Consider the following 14,794-nt stretch of genomic DNA (forward strand, 5'->3'; position numbering starts at 1 on the left):
GGGCCCGGCCGTGGGCACGACTGCGCGGTAACCGGGCCGGCGTTGTGTGTACCGGCCCGGTTTCGGTGCGGTGTCGGTCAGGCGGTGGGCCGCAGGCTGGACAGCACGCGAATGGCGTCCGACAACGGGATCATGCGTTCGGGTTGTTCACTGGACAGGCCCAGTTCGATGTACTGGCGGATCAGCATCGACGGCGTGATGCAGTGCGCCGCGGCTACCTCGCGTATTCGGTCGCGCGTGTCCTGCGGCAGTTTGAGCGAAGTCGTGACCATACCGCGCTCGATCTCATCGGTGGCCGGCGGCAGCGGCGGCACCTGCACGGTGTCGTCGAAGGCCAACTCGGCGAGGAACTGTTCGGCCTCGGCGCCGCTGCGCGGAAAACCGGGTTCGGGTTCGTTATTCATCTCGGGTCGCCTCCCATGCGGTGAATTCGGCGAGCTGGCGCGGCCCCATGGGTGCGGCCATGAGGATCTGCCACCGGTCGGGGTGCGAACGCGGTCGCAGGACCACCACCAGTGGCCGCCCGTCCTCGGTGCGGCCCCAGACGGTGAGCACCGCCAGTGCCTGAGCGGTGGTCGCCGGACGCGACCACCGCCGCGGCGAGTACAGCACCTCCACCACTTCCCAGGCCGCGACCTCGAAGTGTCGAAGGAACGGTTCGCTGGACGCGTGCCATTCGTACTCCACGACTGCACACGATAATACCCCGGTATTACCGTGGTGCGGGCGCGCCGTCCGCCGGGCGCGACGGGGCCGTATGGGGTGGTGGTCGCGTGGGTGGCTCAGCGCCAGTGGGCGGCGTCCGGGATGCCGGTGGTGAAGATGCTGTAGAAGAACTGGCCGGGGGCGAGTTCGTTCATATCGTGCCAGGTGCCCGCCGGGTCGCGCTGGTAGAAGTCGGCGGTACCGGTTCCGTTGTCGTAGCAGACGATTCCGGTGGTGCCGAAAGGGCTCCAATACACAGCGGTAGCGGGGCGGGAAGCTTCCAGCGGAGTCCGGAACAGGTGGCCGCAGTGGCTGATCTCGGGATCGTAATAGCTGGGTTGCGCGACCGCTGTCGCGGCCGGACCGGCACAGCCGAGAGCGGCGGCACCGAATGCGGTGATAATCCTGCGGCGAACCGTGCGGCGCATATAGTCTGCCCTCCCGAGTGGGTCGGAATCGTCACGACGCGTGGACGCATGTTACCCGGCGCACAGCCCTGCCGCGCATTTTCTTGATCAAGCCCAGATTTTGACCGAAACAGATACTTGATTCATTCAAGAAAGTCGGTAAGCTCCGGGATGTGACCACGACCGCGGAGTTCGAGAACATGTTGCGCGACGCCGCGCTCCGTGTGACCGCACCGCGACTGGCGGTACTGAGCGCGGTGCACGAGAGCCCGCACTCCGATACCGACACGATCATCGGCCGCGTCCGTGATTCCCTGGGAGCCGTCTCGCACCAGGCCGTCTACGACGTCCTGCGCGCGCTGACGACCGCCGGGCTATTGCGTCGCATCCAGCCCACCGGTTCGGTGGCCCGCTACGAAACCCGGGTCGCCGACAACCACCACCACCTCGTATGCCGGTCCTGCGGCGCGATCGCCGACGTCGACTGCGCCACCGGCCCCGCCCCGTGCCTGACCGCCGCCGACGACCACGGTTTCACCATCGAGGAAGCCGAGGTCATCTACTGGGGTCTGTGCCCCGACTGTTCCGTATCGCCCAGCCCGAAATGACCGACGTTCACCGGAAGGAACGCAGTGTCCGACAGCACCACAGGCCAGTGCCCGTTCGCGGCCAAACACCCCACCACGGGTGCCGGCAACCGTGATTGGTGGCCGAATCAGCTCAATCTGAAGATCCTGCGCAAGAACGCACCCGCCTCGGATCCGATGGAGCCCGACTTCGATTACGCGACGGAGTTCCGGACTCTCGACCTGAACGAGGTCCGCCGCGATATCACCGCGATCCTCACCGATTCGCAGGACTGGTGGCCTGCCGACTTCGGTCACTACGGCCCGCTGATGATCCGGATGGCCTGGCACAGCGCCGGCACCTACCGCACCATCGACGGTCGCGGCGGCGGCGGTGGCGGTATGCAGCGTTTCGCACCCCTGAACAGCTGGCCCGACAACGGCAACCTCGACAAGGCCCGCCGACTGCTGTGGCCGGTCAAGAAGAAGTACGGCAAAAAGCTGTCCTGGGCCGACCTCATGATCTTCGCGGGCAATGTCGCGCTGGAATCCATGGGCTTGCAGACCTTCGGTTTCGCCGGCGGCCGCGCCGATCTGTGGGAGCCGGACGAGGACGTCTACTGGGGCCCCGAATCGGGCTGGCTCGACGACGAACGCTACAGCGGTGAACGCGATCTGGAGAACCCGCTGGGCGCGGTCCAGATGGGCCTGATCTACGTCAATCCCGAAGGCCCCAACGGCAATCCCGATCCGCTGGCCGCCGCCGTGGACATCAAGGAAACCTTCGGCCGGATGGCGATGGACCACGAGGAGACCATCGCGCTGATCGCCGGTGGCCACACCTTCGGCAAGACCCACGGCGCCGGCGATGCCGCGCTGGTCGGCGCGGAACCCGAGGGCGGGCTCATCGAGCAGCAGGGCTTCGGATGGAAGAGCACCCACGGGTCCGGTAAAGCCGGTGACGCGATCACCAGCGGCCTGGAGGTCACCTGGACCACCAAACCCACGCAGTGGACCAACGATTTCTTCGAGATCCTCTTCGGCTACGAATGGGAGCTCACCCAGAGCCCGGCCGGCGCCAACCAGTGGGTCGCCAAAGACGCCGAGGAGATCATCCCCGACGCGCACGACCCGGCCCAGCGCAAGAAGCCGATGATGCTGACCACCGACCTCGCGCTGCGTTTCGACCCCGAGTTCGAGCCCATCTCGCGCCGCTTCCTGGAGAACCCGCAACAATTCGCGGACGCGTTCGCCCGCGCCTGGTACAAGCTGACCCACCGCGATATGGGCCCGATCGAGCGCTACCTGGGTGCGGAGGTCCCGGACGAGGTACTGCTCTGGCAGGATCCAATCCCCGCCGTGGACTTCGAGGTGATCGACGAAGCCGATATCGCCGCACTCAAGGAGCAGGTGCTGGCCACCGGTCTCACCGTGCCGCAGCTGGTGTCCACCGCGTGGGCTTCCGCATCGACCTTCCGGTCCAGCGATAAGCGGGGCGGCGCCAACGGCGCCCGAATCCGGCTGGAACCGCAGCGGAGCTGGGATATCAACGAACCCGAGCAGCTGGCGACCGTGCTGAGCGCGCTGGAGAAGGTGCAGGAGTCGTTCAACGGCGCCCAATCCGGCGGTAAGAAGGTGTCGCTGGCCGATCTGATCGTGATCGCCGGCGCCGCCGGTGTCGAACAGGCCGCGAAAGCGGCGGGCGTGCAGGTCACCGTACCGGTGACGCCCGGTCGTAACGATGCGCTGCAGGAACAGACCGATGTGGATTCCTTCGCGGTGCTCGAACCCCGGGCCGACGGCTTCCGCAACTACATCGGCAAGGGCCACCGGCTGCCGTCGGAGCACCTGCTGATCGATCGCGCGAATCTGCTCGGGGTTACCGCGCCGGAGCTGACCGTGCTGATCGGCGGGCTGCGGGTGCTGGGCGCGAACTACAAGCAGTCGGAGCAGGGTGTGTTCACCGACAAGGTCGGGACACTCACCAACGACTTCTTCGTGAACCTGCTCGATATGGGTATCGAGTGGAAGGCCACCGACGAATCCCAGGAGACCTTCGAAGCTCGCGATACCGCGACCGGCGAGGTCAAGTGGACCGGCACCCGCTACGACCTGCTGTTCGGCTCGAACTCCGAACTGCGCGCAGTGGCCGAGGTGTACGCGGCCGACGACGCGAAGGAGAAGTTCGTGCGCGACTTCGTGTCGGCCTGGAACAAGGTGATCGACGCGGACCGGTTCGATCTGGTCTGATCCGGTTCGGATGAACCGATAGCGGCAGCGCAGCGCCCGGAAGTCCTCGGACTTCCGGGCGCTGCGTCGTGTGGCGGGTCGGGTAGTCGTCTATGCCGCGGTGCGATCCGGACGGCGCCATGACCACGCTCGTGATCACGGATTCTCCACGCGGAAACCGCCGGCGAGCGCCCAGTAGCGTGGCGGCCATGAGCACCGCACTCCCCGCGTTCGCGCGGCAGGCATGGAGCCTGCTCGAACCATTGCACGCCGTCACCTATTTCTCACCCGAACCGTTGCAGGCATTGAAAACCGCGGGCTACCGGGGGTTCTGGACGGGGTATTTCGCCGGCCGCGCCGCCCCGCTCGGCGCGGCCGGGCCCGAAGTCGTGCACGCACTGTTCTACAACTTCACCATCGAGCGGATCCGCCGAGCACTGCCCGCGGCATGGGAATACGCCGCCCCGGAAGCGGCACTCACCGCGCGGGAGCACGGGGCGACCGCGGCGCTGCGCCGCCAGCTCGGCGCGCTCGCCGACAGCCCGGATGTCGAGGTTGCGGCCGAACTGGCGGCACGGGCGGCCGCCGCGGCGCCGCTGGAGGGGCGTGCCCTGTTCGCCGCCAACCGGGCCCTCCCGGAACCGGCCGACCCGGTCGCGCGGTTGTGGCATGCGGCGACCCTGTTGCGGGAACATCGCGGTGACGGACATATCGCGGCCCTGATAGCGGCCGGTATCGGTGGGCGGGAATCGCATGTACTGCAAACGCTGGTGCGCGGGATACCCCGTGAGATCTACACGGTATCCAGAGATTTCGACGACCGGGAATGGCAGACACTGCTCGACGGGCTGCGCGCCCGGGGGCTCGCCGGCGCAGACGGCCCCACCGAAGAAGGGACGGCGGTGAAAGCGGGGATCGAATCCCGCACCGACGCCGCGGCCGCGGCGGCGTACGCAGTATTGAGCGTCGAGGAACGCGCGGAACTCCGCCGGGCACTGCGTCCGCTCACCCGCGCGGTGCTGGCGTGCGGGGAGATCCCCGCGATCACGCCCATCGGCCTGGATCTCCAAGAGGATTCGGCTGTGGACCGATGAGGCCGGAACCGGGCCGCTCGACAGAACAGGCGCCCGGCAGCGACGATCACAACCATGGCAGGTAAGACGCACCGATACGAATGTCGCACCCACTGGACCGGGGCAGGTGAGCGAGGAACGGTGGATTACCGCTCCTACGACCGTGCCTACGTCTCCCGCGTACCGGGTCGCCCCGACCTGCCGGGTTCTGCGGACCCGGCTTTCCGCGGCGACCCGGCCCGCTGGAATCCCGAACTGCTACTCCTCGCATCGCTGAGCCAGTGTCATCTGCTGTGGTATCTGCATCTATGCGCGGTCGGCGGGGTCACGGTTCTGGAATACCGCGACGACGCGGTGGCCACCATGGCCGAGGACAGCGACGGTGGTGGGCGGTTCACCGCGGCCGAACTGCGCCCGGTGGTCACGGTCGCCTCCGCGGAGATGGTCGACCGGGCCCGCGAATTGCACGGCGTGGCCCACACCCGATGTTTCATCGCGGCGTCGGTGAACTTTCCGGTCACCCATTCGCCACGGATCGAGGTCGCCGCGGGCTGAGCCGACTCAGCCCGCGGCCAGGGCCGCGCCGATCCGGTCCATCACCTGTAGCCAATGCGCCCGCTGCTGTTCGCGCTGTCCGGCGCTCGACATCCGCTCCTGATGGAAACGCACCCGGGTGCGATCGCCGGCCGCGGCAGTGAGTGCGACCTGCACGGTGGTGGGACCGTAGGTGAGGCGGATGCGGTCGCCGGGACGGTAGCTGCGGACCTCGCCGGTCACCCCGGTATCGGTGCGATACGGCGCGCCGGGCTCGGGTGCCGGAGCGGCACCCGGTCCGAGCCAGCAGGCCAGGCCCGCGGGGCCGGTGAGATAGTCCCAGACGACGTCCTGCGGGTAGGGCAGGGTGCGAGAGACGCCGATCTGCCATCCTGCGTCGGCGGTGAGTCCAGTGGGCACGGTGGTCATCCTTTCTCGGGGTTGCGCGCGCGGTGCGCGCGCACTTTGTCGCGGTTGCCGCAGTGCTCCATCGAGCACCACCGGCGGCGGCCGGGGCGTGAGGTGTCGACGTAGATCAGTTGACAGTCCGCGGCCGCGCAGGTGCGGATTCGGTGGGCGTAGGGGCCGGTCAGCAGGTCGATCGCGTCCCGGGCCACCGTCGACAGCAGCCCGGTGCCGGAGCCCGGGGACCAGGTGCGGGCACCTGATCGGGTGAGGCCGGGGATCAGTGGGGGCGCGGCGGCGAATTCGTTCAGCAGATCGAGGTCGCCGGCGCTCAGTGATTCTGCGCGGGCGCGAGCGTGGGCGATTCCGAAGAGGGTGTCGCGGAAATGCCGGGTGGCGGTGACTTCGGCGGCGGTCACGGTGAGGTCGGGTGTCGGGGTGAGCCGGCAACGGCCGGCCCAGGCGATCACATCGTTGGGGGTGTGCAGTACTTCGTATACCCGGTAGGGGCCGGGGCCTCCGGTGGGGAGCAGTTCCAGGCACAGTGCGCCGGGGTCGAAGTGGTAGTCGATGCCGGTGCGGGAGCGCAGTATCAGGCCGGAAGGCATGTAACTACTTTAACCGGTTACGTCCGGCCGGGCGAGGCGAGACCCCATTTTCCGGAATGATCCGATATCGCCCCGGATCGCCGGCTCTCCCGCCGCGACCGGATACACCGGCGTGCTACCAGACCAGAGTGAAGTCCGGGATACGTACCCGGCCGAAGAACCGCTTCGCGATATCGCTGCCGTCGCAGTTGTAGCCGTTCATGATGTCGGCCAGTTCGGTCGCCAGTTCCTGCAACTGCGGGCTGACACATTCGATACCGTCGTCGAGTACCCAGCCCCATTCCCGCGGCACATTGTCGATGGTGATATCGATACAGCCGTGGTGTGGCAGATCGACGGTGATCTCGATCTGGACCGGTGCGTCACCGAGCGGATCCCGGATCGCCGGCTCGCCCAGACGGGTCTGCGGCGCGAACATGATGCGGCCCAGCGCGATATCGGCGCGGATCATCTCGGCAACCGACGGCAGATCGGCATGTTTACCGACGCGATGATGACGATCTCCGTACGTACGGTCACCGGTCGCCGAATAGCCGGACCGGTCCAGCATCCGGTCCAGCATGCGCTGCGCGGTCGCGCGCTCGTCGGCGCCGGTGTTGGGGTGCTCGATGAGCGCACGTAGGCGCATGATCCGATGGCTCGTAATGATCGCCATACCTGGAAGGGTATCGAAATCGGTGCCCTTCCGGCGCGTCAGTCGCGGGTGCGTCCCCCGGAACCTCCCGCGCTCGCGATCACCGTCGTCAGATGCTCGTCCGGAGTCAGCGCGACCCCCGCGCCCTGGATGGCGGCCGGTGAACGGACAGCCGTCCAGATCTCCAGCACTCCGAACAGCGTGATGCAGCAACCCGCGACGAGAGCCAGTGTCTCGATATCGTCGAACGGCGCGATCGCGATCACCAAACCGGCGGTGAGTGTCAGCAGACCGAACACTTCCTGTTTCCCGCTGCCGGTCACCTCGTCGTCGTCCCACACCCCGGCCACCGCGTGCGCGATACCCCGCACCGACCACGCCAATCCCAGCCACATCGCCAGCAGCAGGGTCCAATCCCCCGCCCGGAAGCACAATGCCGCGGTCAGCAGCGAGACCAGCGCGGCCAGCAGCAGCAGCGCCCGCGGGAACCGGCCCAGCCGGCTCCCGAACGCCACCGCCGCCAGGGTCACCGCGCTGCACAGCAGCGAGAACATGAACAGATTGCCGACCGTACTCAGCGATTTGTCCGGCCAGATCACCGTCGCCACCCCGATCACCACCGAACAGACCCCCATCGCCAGCACCGTCTGGCGGACACCGCGGCCGAACACCGGAGCAGCGTCCGCTTCCTCGTAGGTCGGCATAGCAGAATGATATGGGTCCGCACCCGAATTGCCCAACGGTTGCCGCGAGTGTCCGGTTATCCGCTCGGCGCCGCGGCGGCCCGCACCGCCCTACAATCCCGATATGGGAGTCGTGTGGGCGATGACGTTGCCCGGGTTGGTGTGCCTGCTCATCGCACTGGCATTCGCCGAAGTCACGGTCAACCGGATCACCGGCGGGCGGCTGCTGCCCTGGACCCGGCGGCACGGTTCGCGCACGGTCGCGGCCACCGGATTCGAACAGGTGAACGCCATGTTCCAGGGGTCCAAACACATCGAGTTCGAACAACGACAGCACGCACTGATGCACCGCGACGAAGAATCCGACGGCGCGCCACCGCTGCTCGCCTTCGATTCCGTGGCCAACCGGATCACGTTCACCCCGATCCCCCGGCCCGATCGGGACACGGCACCGGAGTAACCCCCCGCCACGACGACCCCTCGACACCACCTGCGCAAACCCGGCCGCGGCCGGAACCGGGGCTACAGTCGCCCCAGTCCCGCACATACACACCGGGCAGGAGACAACGTGACCGTTCCCGCACTGGCCTGGGTGTGCGCACTCGCGCTGATCGCCGCACTGCTGCTGTTCGATTTCTACTTCCATGTCCGCAGCGCGCACACGCCGTCGCTGACCGAGGCCGCGGTCTGGTCGGCCGCCTACGTCGGTATCGCCGTGGCTTTCGGATTCGGGGTGTGGATTCTCGGCGGGACGACGATGGGGGTCGAATACTTCGCCGGCTACATCACCGAGAAAGCGCTGTCGGTGGACAACCTGTTCGTCTTCCTGATCATCTTGACGACCTTCCGGGTCCCGAGTGCGGCCCAGCAGAAAGTACTGCTGGTCGGAATCGTGTTCTCCCTGGTGGTGCGCACCGGGTTCATCTTCGTCGGCGCCACCCTCATCAACCGGTTCGCCTGGGTGTTCTACGTGTTCGGGGCGGCACTGCTGATCACCGCCGGGAACATGCTGAAACCGGAGAGCGAGGACAGCCATTCCGGCGATACGTTCGTCCTGCGCCTGGCCCGCCGGTTCCTGCGCACCACCGACGCCTACGACGGCGACAAACTCGTCACCGTGATCGACGGGCGCCGCCGGCTGACGCCGATGCTGCTGGCCATGGTCGCCATCGGCGGCACCGACGTACTGTTCGCGCTGGATTCGATCCCCGCCATCTTCGGGCTCACCCAGAACGTCTTTCTCGTCTTCACCGCCACCGCGTTCTCCCTGCTCGGCCTGCGCCAATTGTTCTTCCTGCTGGAAGGGCTGCTGGATCGGTTGATCTATCTCGGTTTCGGACTGGCCGCGATCCTGGCCTTCATCGGGGTGAAACTCGTCCTGCACGCCCTGCACGAGAACAATGTGCCGTTCATCAACCACGGGGATCCGGTACCGGTGACCGAGATATCCACCGCCGCATCGCTGGCGGTGATCGTGGTGGTGCTGCTGGTGACGGTCGCCGCATCCTTGCTCAGCCCGGCGGGACGCGCCCAGACCGCGGTGGCCAATGCCCGCAGGCACGCCACCCGCTATCTGGATCTCGGCTACGAGGCCGATCAGGCGCTGCGCGAACGCACCTACACGGAGATGACCGCCGAAGAGGACACGATCGCCGCGTTGCCGCGGAAATACACGCGGCGGATCCGGGAGGGCGAAACCGAACTGATGGCACTGCTGGAACGAGCCCATATCGTGCACGCAGACCGGATCGCGCGGATGGAAGCCGGTCTGCCGCTGCGCATGTAAAAACCGGGCAGCGAAAAGTTAACGCGGTCACAATATTTCGCTAACACGTTAACGAAACGGACACGCTGTGGGTAGCGGCCGGGAAACACTGCGCGCCCACGATCGTCTGGCGGCGCGTATGCCGGTACGGGCCCACCGAGCACACCCACTGGATGAGACCTGCGCAGCGGGTGACTCGATGTCCATTTGCTGCAAGACAAAGGCTGTAGACAGATGCAAACTCGCCGGTACATCGCCGCTTCCCTGCTCGCCGTCGCCGCTCTAGGCGCCACCTCCGCCACCGCCTACGCCGCGCCGACTCCCACCGCGCCCGACAACGGTTCCACCCTGCAGACCGACATCTTGCCGGGAATCCACTACACCGCAAGCATCGTCGACAGCTCGGTCGTGCTGCGCACCCAGGGCGGATCGCTCACTGTGCAGGGCAGCCAATTCCAGGTCCTCGACGATCAGGGCCGCCTCGTCGCCGGCCTGCCCCTCACCTACCTCAAAGACGGTAAGGAATGGCCGATCGCGGCCCAGGTCGACGGGAACACTGCCACGTTCACCCCGAGTACCGATCCGGCACAGGCCCGCCCGGCGGCCATGTTGCAGCCGGTCGGTGCCGAGGACTTCGACAGTGCACTGAGCATGGCCGCCACCCAGTTCGGTCTGGCCACCGGTATCGGCACCCTGCTGGGCAGCCTCATCGGCGGAGCGCTCGGCTGTGTCGCCGGGGCAGTGATCGGGGCCCCGCTGGTGGTTCCGACCTTCTTCGTCGGACCGATCGGGTTGTGTATCACCGGGGCCGCGGCCGGGGTCACCCTCGGTGTCGCCGCGGGTGTGGTCCTGATCGGGGTGCCGGTCGGGATCGCGGCGGCGCTGCAGTTCTACGACACGGTGTACGTGAAATAACGCGGCAGGGTGTGCGTTGCCCGCAAGCGAACCGATGGGCAACGCACACCGCCGCGAAGCCTGGACGACGGCTTCACCGCAATTCCGAGAGGACCACACTGCGGACCGTAGTGCCGTCCGGCGCACTCCACGGCAGGATCACCTGGCCGGAGCGCAGGACCGGTTCCGACCGGCCCAGCACCCGGTGCACCCGCAGTTGCCCGGCGGCGAGGGTGATATCAGTTCCGACCGGGTTCTCCGCCGTCGACACCAGCGCCGATCCGCCGGCGGGAAGTCTGGCGGCGGCGACCAGAACACCGAGTTCGGGAGTGTCGCTTTCGGTACCGTGCTGTGCCTGCGCGCCACCGGCCAGCAGCGCGACCATCCGGTCGGCAGCCACCGGGTCCCGGGTGCCGTCATAGATCCACCGGGTGCCGAGCACTCCGTGTTCCGCAGTGCCCAGCAAGGCATCGGGTTCGGTCTCCAGCTCGGTGTCCCGATAGCTCAGCGGCACGAAATAGGTGATCGGCTCGGCGCTGCCGGTATCGGTGACCACCAGCATCTCGATCCCCACCGCGCCGGCCGGGTCGTCGAGCCGGAAACCACCCACTCGGCGCAGGTCCTCCGCTCTGCCGGGACCCGAATACCACGGTCGGTTCGGGAGCCAACGACCGAGTAGCTCCAGTTTCGACGGTTCCAGGGTCGTGCGATGGATGAGAGCCATACCGGAGATTGTGCTACGTCATCCCGCGTCGCCGGCAGGCACCGGTGCCTGCCGGGTATGTGTCGCGCGTTCGGCCAGTAGATCGTCGAGCTGACGTTCGGCTCGTTCGGCGCGCGCCAGGGTCTGGGTCCGGGCGTGTTCGAGTGCTTCCAGTCGCTGCGCGGCCTCCGCGCGCGTCTTCTCCAGGCGGTCGCCGGCTTCGGTACGTGCGGCCGCGAGATCGGCGACGGATGACCGGCGGACTTCGGCGAGTTCATTGCGTAGTGCGTCGGTATCCGCGCGCAGGCGGTTCAGTTCCGCGCGTGTCTCCTGCGCGGCTTCGGCGCGTTCGGCGGCCGATCGTTCGGCGCGTTCGAGGGCGCGCTCGGTATCGGCGGCCCGCTGTACCGCCAGGTCGCGTTCGGCTGCCGCCGCGGCTTCGCGCCGGGTGGCGTCCCGGCGTATCCGCTCGACCTCCGTCTCGGCCGCGCGCTGTGCCCGCTCGATCTCCTGGGCGCAGTGATCCCGGAGTCGCTCCTGTTCGGCTGTTGATTCGTTGCGTACGGTGCGTATTTCGGCCTCGGCGGCGCTGCGGGCGGCGAAAACGTCGTCGGCGGCGCGGGCGGTGATCTTCTCGACCTCGCGGAGCGCTTCGTCGCGGTCGCGGACGGCTGCGGTCGTGCGGGCATCCGCGGCGGCGATACTCGTTTCAGCTGTCTCGGCGGCGAGGGCCGCGTCCTCGGCGGCATCCTCGGCCCGGCCGCGGGCCTCGTGTGCTTCCCGTCGGGCCTGTTCGGCTGCGGCGGCGGCCATTTCGGCTTCGGCGATCCGCCGGGCCGCGTCCGCTTGGACGGCCTGCACCTGCGCCTCGGCTGCGGACGGGTCGGCGAGGGTGCTCATCTCGGTAACCGCGGCGGAGAGGGTGGTGCCGAGTTGGTCGGCGAGGGTGCGGAATTGAGTGAGGAGTTCATCGGCGCGGAGGCGGGCGGTGGTTACCGGACCCTGTGGTGTCACAGTGACGTTTTCCGTGGGGGCCTCTGCCTCTTGCTGTAAGCGCTGCCGCTCTCGCCATGCGCGCCAACGAGTGTGGTCCGGGAGTTCGCAGTACTCGGACGGGCGGCCAGGGCCGGCGGGTTTGGCGAGGGGGCGAGTGCAGCCGGGGTAGTTGCAGACTGAGGGCACCGGCAAATCGTAGCGTTGTTTCGTTTGTGAACTACGTATTTCGACGAAACGTAATGGGTGAGTCGTTCGCACGGGCTCCGGAGGCCCGATTCGGTCTAACCGCCGATAAGTGAACATTATCGGCGGTCAGGATTGTAGAGTGAGTGAGAGCGGCTGATTCGTAATACGTTTCGTTACGTTTCGGCCAACCAAACGAATCGAGTTACGAAATTACCGAGGGGCTCACCGTGACCGAATACGACACCGACCTCGCTCTGCCCGACACCGTCCGCACCGAACTGCGGCGCGGTGTCACCAGCGTCCTCGTCGACACCGCCGCACTACGCCAGGTACGCGAACGCTTCGACAGCGAACAGGCCACCGCGCTCGGCCGCTACCTCACGGCCTCCCAATCCCCCAACACCCTGCGCGCGTACCGCACCGACTGGATCGCCTGGGCCGCCTGGTGCGCCGGTGAGAACCGTTGCGCCCTACCGGCCGACCCGCTCGATATCGCCGTCTACCTCGCCGCCGCTGCCGATGCCCGCACACCCGACGGCCGCCACTCCTACAGCCCGGCCACCCTGGAACGGAAATCCGCCGCCATCGCCGCCGTGCACGCAGCCAACGGATTACCCGCCCCCACCCGCAGCGACGTCGTCCGACTCACCCTGCGCGGTATCCGCCGCACCCGCCGCGCCCGGCCCACCCGGAAAAGGCCGATCCTGCTGCACACCCTCGGTGAACTCCTCGCCGGTCTACCCGAAGCCGGCTGGCCCGGCGAACCCGCCCGGCGCCGCGACACCCTGCTGTTGCTCCTCGGCTTCGCCGGAGCCCTGCGCCGCAGCGAACTCGCGGGCCTGCGGATCGCCGATATCCACTTCGGTACCGACCACGGCACCGGCGAACCGCTGCTACTGATCCACCTGCCCACCACGAAAACCGACCCCACCGGCATCACCGAACAACGCGTCGCGCTCCCCCGCGGGCAGCAGGCATCCACCTGCCCGGTCTGTGCCTGCGCCGACTGGATGCACGTGCTGACCGCCGACGCCGCGGCCCCGGGAAGTCTGCGCGAATGGGTGGCCGATCAGCCCGCCACCGACATCCGCATGCACCGCTGTCATGGATACCGCCCCGATCCACGGCTGCGACCCGACCAGCCATTGTTCCCCGCGATCAACCGGCACGGTGGGCTGGGTGCGGCACCGATCTCCGGACGGGCCGTCGCCGAGCTCGTCAAACGCTACGCGGCCCGCGCGGGCCTGGATCCCGCACTCTTCTCCGGACATTCGCTGCGCGCCGGTTTCGCCACGCAGGCCGCACTCGGCGGGGCTGCCGACCGCGAGATAATGCGCCAGGGGCGGTGGAGCAACCCCCGCACCGTGCACCGCTACATCCGCACCGCCGACCCGCTCGCCGACAATGCGGTCACCAAACTCGGGCTCTGACAACGAGCCCGGTGCCCGTGGATGACGGTGCGGTCTCGGTATGGCATCCGCCGATGCCGCGGGTGAGCGCATCGCCCGGCGTTATGCCGGGGTCGCGTCCGATAACCGCGATATACCCTCCGAACTGGGGTTTTTTCGCCGATGTTTCCCCGAACGTGACCATGGGTAGCGCCCCTGCTGTGCGAGGATATTGAGCGCTCCACGAGTCAGTCCGTTTCAAACCGACCCTTTGGAAGGATGCTCAGATGGCGCAAGACACCAGCACTGCGACCCGTTCCAGCAACGGAAGCAGTCAGCAGGAAATCCAGAGCCTGGACGTGCTGCGCATGGGCCTGGACGAGATCCGGCAGGAATGCCAGCAGGCCCGGCAGTACGCGCAGCAGGCCCAGAACATCGCCCGGCAGGTGCAACAGCAGTCCCGCCAGGTGCAGCACCAGTCGCAGATCGCGCAGAACCAGGCCAACCAGGCCAACAACCAGGCCCAGCAGGCCCGCCAGCAGGCGATCCAGGCCCAGAACCAGGCCCAGCAGGCCCTGAGCGAGGCCGACCGGGCCCAGGCTCAGGCCCAGCAGGCGCAGAGCGAGGCCAACCAGGCCGCGCAGCGCTGTCAGTCGGCCCAGGACCAGGCCGACCAGGCCGCGCAGCTCGCGCAGCAGGCCGAGGATCAGTCCAGCCGTTCCCAGGATCGCGCCATGCAGTGGGAGCTGCAGTTCCATCAGCTGCGTCAGCAGATGCGCCAGATGTAATCGAGCTGCCTATCCCGCCGGGTTCGCACCCGGCGATCGGATACAGCCGACGCGGGGTCCGGTGAACTCATGAGTTCACCGGACCCCGTGCTCGTAGATCGGGATCGTCGCGGAGCCCCTACCCCCAGACCGGCCGCGATAGCGACGGATTCCATATCTGGCAATCGACACACGTCACAGTTTCGAATTCGATAATCGTGGCGTGTCGCGGTCGGAGTTGTGCGATACCG

18 protein-coding genes are annotated in these 14,794 nt (G+C 67.5%); 9 read left to right on the forward strand and 9 right to left on the reverse strand.

Annotated elements, in window-relative coordinates; genetic code table 11:
• Positions 1-77 precede the first annotated feature (77 nt).
• The 3 genes from ACWCPQ_RS00815 to ACWCPQ_RS00825 form a co-directional block, all read right to left on the reverse strand.
• Positions 78-404, reverse strand: a complete 327-nt coding sequence (locus tag ACWCPQ_RS00815; RefSeq protein ID WP_449893262.1) for a hypothetical protein — start codon at positions 402-404, stop codon at positions 78-80.
• Complete coding sequence (locus tag ACWCPQ_RS00820; protein WP_449893263.1) at positions 397-687, reverse strand: hypothetical protein; 291 nt, start codon at positions 685-687, stop codon at positions 397-399. The genes ACWCPQ_RS00815 and ACWCPQ_RS00820 overlap by 8 nt, the downstream gene beginning before the upstream one ends.
• A 95-nt stretch (positions 688-782) precedes the next feature.
• Positions 783-1,133: a hypothetical protein gene (locus ACWCPQ_RS00825; protein ID WP_449893265.1), complete on the reverse strand. Its 351-nt coding sequence runs from the start codon at positions 1,131-1,133 to the stop codon at positions 783-785.
• 179 nt (positions 1,134-1,312) lie between these two features.
• Between ACWCPQ_RS00825 and ACWCPQ_RS00830 the strand changes: the two genes are divergently transcribed.
• The 4 genes from ACWCPQ_RS00830 (at position 1,313) to ACWCPQ_RS00845 (ending at position 5,535) form a co-directional block, all read left to right on the forward strand.
• Positions 1,313-1,720 carry a Fur family transcriptional regulator gene (locus tag ACWCPQ_RS00830; protein ID WP_449894358.1) on the forward strand — a complete coding sequence of 136 codons (408 nt, stop codon included), beginning with the start codon at positions 1,313-1,315 and terminating at the stop codon, positions 1,718-1,720.
• A 24-nt stretch (positions 1,721-1,744) separates the two neighbouring features.
• Positions 1,745-3,928: a catalase/peroxidase HPI gene (gene katG / locus ACWCPQ_RS00835; protein WP_449893267.1), complete on the forward strand. Its 2,184-nt coding sequence runs from the start codon at positions 1,745-1,747 to the stop codon at positions 3,926-3,928.
• 188 nt (positions 3,929-4,116) lie between these two features.
• Positions 4,117-5,001, forward strand: a complete 885-nt coding sequence (locus tag ACWCPQ_RS00840) for an SCO6745 family protein (RefSeq protein ID WP_449893269.1) — start codon at positions 4,117-4,119, stop codon at positions 4,999-5,001.
• Between the two features lie 54 nt (positions 5,002-5,055).
• The gene (locus ACWCPQ_RS00845) at positions 5,056-5,535 is read left to right on the forward strand and encodes an OsmC family protein (RefSeq protein WP_449893270.1); all 480 of its coding nucleotides are present in this window, start codon (positions 5,056-5,058) and stop codon (positions 5,533-5,535) included.
• A 6-nt stretch (positions 5,536-5,541) separates the two neighbouring features.
• Here the strand turns inward: ACWCPQ_RS00845 and ACWCPQ_RS00850 are convergent, their stop codons facing one another.
• From ACWCPQ_RS00850 to ACWCPQ_RS00865, 4 genes are all read right to left on the reverse strand, one after another.
• Entirely contained in the window at positions 5,542-5,934 is a 393-nt protein-coding gene (locus ACWCPQ_RS00850) for an SRPBCC family protein (protein ID WP_449893272.1), read from the reverse strand.
• Positions 5,935-5,939: 5 nt separating this feature from the next.
• A complete protein-coding gene (locus ACWCPQ_RS00855; protein ID WP_449893274.1) occupies positions 5,940-6,527 on the reverse strand; it encodes a CGNR zinc finger domain-containing protein in 588 nt (195 codons plus the stop codon).
• A 115-nt stretch (positions 6,528-6,642) separates the two neighbouring features.
• Complete coding sequence (locus ACWCPQ_RS00860; RefSeq protein ID WP_449893276.1) at positions 6,643-7,182, reverse strand: hypothetical protein; 540 nt, start codon at positions 7,180-7,182, stop codon at positions 6,643-6,645.
• 38 nt (positions 7,183-7,220) lie between these two features.
• Positions 7,221-7,865: a DUF308 domain-containing protein gene (locus tag ACWCPQ_RS00865; protein ID WP_449893278.1), complete on the reverse strand. Its 645-nt coding sequence runs from the start codon at positions 7,863-7,865 to the stop codon at positions 7,221-7,223.
• A gap of 103 nt (positions 7,866-7,968) precedes the next feature.
• On the opposite strand from ACWCPQ_RS00865, the gene ACWCPQ_RS00870 reads away from it, so the two are divergent.
• The 3 genes from ACWCPQ_RS00870 to ACWCPQ_RS00880 all read left to right on the forward strand — a co-directional run bounded on the left by ACWCPQ_RS00870 (position 7,969) and on the right by ACWCPQ_RS00880 (position 10,524).
• Positions 7,969-8,304 (forward strand): DUF6191 domain-containing protein, encoded by a 336-nt coding sequence (locus ACWCPQ_RS00870; RefSeq protein WP_449893280.1) that lies wholly within the window; start codon positions 7,969-7,971, stop codon positions 8,302-8,304.
• Positions 8,305-8,412: 108 nt separating this feature from the next.
• A complete protein-coding gene (locus ACWCPQ_RS00875) occupies positions 8,413-9,630 on the forward strand; it encodes a TerC/Alx family metal homeostasis membrane protein (RefSeq protein ID WP_449893282.1) in 1,218 nt (405 codons plus the stop codon).
• A 213-nt stretch (positions 9,631-9,843) separates the two neighbouring features.
• Entirely contained in the window at positions 9,844-10,524 is a 681-nt protein-coding gene (locus ACWCPQ_RS00880) for a hypothetical protein (protein WP_449893284.1), read from the forward strand.
• Positions 10,525-10,597: 73 nt separating this feature from the next.
• On the opposite strand, the gene ACWCPQ_RS00885 is transcribed toward ACWCPQ_RS00880, so the two are convergent.
• Both ACWCPQ_RS00885 and ACWCPQ_RS00890 read right to left on the reverse strand, forming a co-directional pair.
• Entirely contained in the window at positions 10,598-11,227 is a 630-nt protein-coding gene (locus ACWCPQ_RS00885; RefSeq protein ID WP_449893286.1) for a maltokinase N-terminal cap-like domain-containing protein, read from the reverse strand.
• An 18-nt stretch (positions 11,228-11,245) separates the two neighbouring features.
• Positions 11,246-12,220 (reverse strand): hypothetical protein, encoded by a 975-nt coding sequence (locus ACWCPQ_RS00890; RefSeq protein ID WP_449893288.1) that lies wholly within the window; start codon positions 12,218-12,220, stop codon positions 11,246-11,248.
• A gap of 395 nt (positions 12,221-12,615) precedes the next feature.
• On the opposite strand from ACWCPQ_RS00890, the gene ACWCPQ_RS00895 reads away from it, so the two are divergent.
• Together ACWCPQ_RS00895 and ACWCPQ_RS00900 are read left to right on the forward strand one after the other, a co-directional pair.
• Complete coding sequence (locus ACWCPQ_RS00895) at positions 12,616-13,818, forward strand: tyrosine-type recombinase/integrase (protein WP_449893290.1); 1,203 nt, start codon at positions 12,616-12,618, stop codon at positions 13,816-13,818.
• 245 nt (positions 13,819-14,063) lie between these two features.
• Positions 14,064-14,564, forward strand: coding sequence for a hypothetical protein (locus tag ACWCPQ_RS00900; RefSeq protein WP_449893292.1), 501 nt, complete (start codon positions 14,064-14,066; stop codon positions 14,562-14,564).
• Positions 14,565-14,794 lie beyond the last annotated feature (230 nt).

The sequence above is a fragment of the Nocardia sp. NPDC001965 genome (assembly GCF_053594175.1).

Bases quoted from the DNA above. Each gene is read 5' to 3' on its own strand.
- ACWCPQ_RS00815 (WP_449893262.1), bottom strand. From the start codon at position 404: ATGAATAACGAACCCGAACCCGGTTTTCCGCGCAGCGGCGCCGAGGCC.
- ACWCPQ_RS00825 (WP_449893265.1), bottom strand. From the start codon at position 1,133: ATGCGCCGCACGGTTCGCCGCAGGATTATCACCGCATTCGGTGCCGCC.
- ACWCPQ_RS00830 (WP_449894358.1), top strand. From the start codon at position 1,313: ATGTTGCGCGACGCCGCGCTCCGTGTGACCGCACCGCGACTGGCGGTA.
- ACWCPQ_RS00840 (WP_449893269.1), top strand. From the start codon at position 4,117: ATGAGCACCGCACTCCCCGCGTTCGCGCGGCAGGCATGGAGCCTGCTC.
- ACWCPQ_RS00845 (WP_449893270.1), top strand. From the start codon at position 5,056: ATGGCAGGTAAGACGCACCGATACGAATGTCGCACCCACTGGACCGGG.
- ACWCPQ_RS00855 (WP_449893274.1), bottom strand. From the start codon at position 6,527: ATGCCTTCCGGCCTGATACTGCGCTCCCGCACCGGCATCGACTACCAC.
- ACWCPQ_RS00860 (WP_449893276.1), bottom strand. From the start codon at position 7,182: ATGGCGATCATTACGAGCCATCGGATCATGCGCCTACGTGCGCTCATC.
- ACWCPQ_RS00865 (WP_449893278.1), bottom strand. From the start codon at position 7,865: ATGCCGACCTACGAGGAAGCGGACGCTGCTCCGGTGTTCGGCCGCGGT.
- ACWCPQ_RS00870 (WP_449893280.1), top strand. From the start codon at position 7,969: ATGGGAGTCGTGTGGGCGATGACGTTGCCCGGGTTGGTGTGCCTGCTC.
- ACWCPQ_RS00880 (WP_449893284.1), top strand. From the start codon at position 9,844: ATGCAAACTCGCCGGTACATCGCCGCTTCCCTGCTCGCCGTCGCCGCT.
- ACWCPQ_RS00885 (WP_449893286.1), bottom strand. From the start codon at position 11,227: ATGGCTCTCATCCATCGCACGACCCTGGAACCGTCGAAACTGGAGCTA.
- ACWCPQ_RS00900 (WP_449893292.1), top strand. From the start codon at position 14,064: ATGGCGCAAGACACCAGCACTGCGACCCGTTCCAGCAACGGAAGCAGT.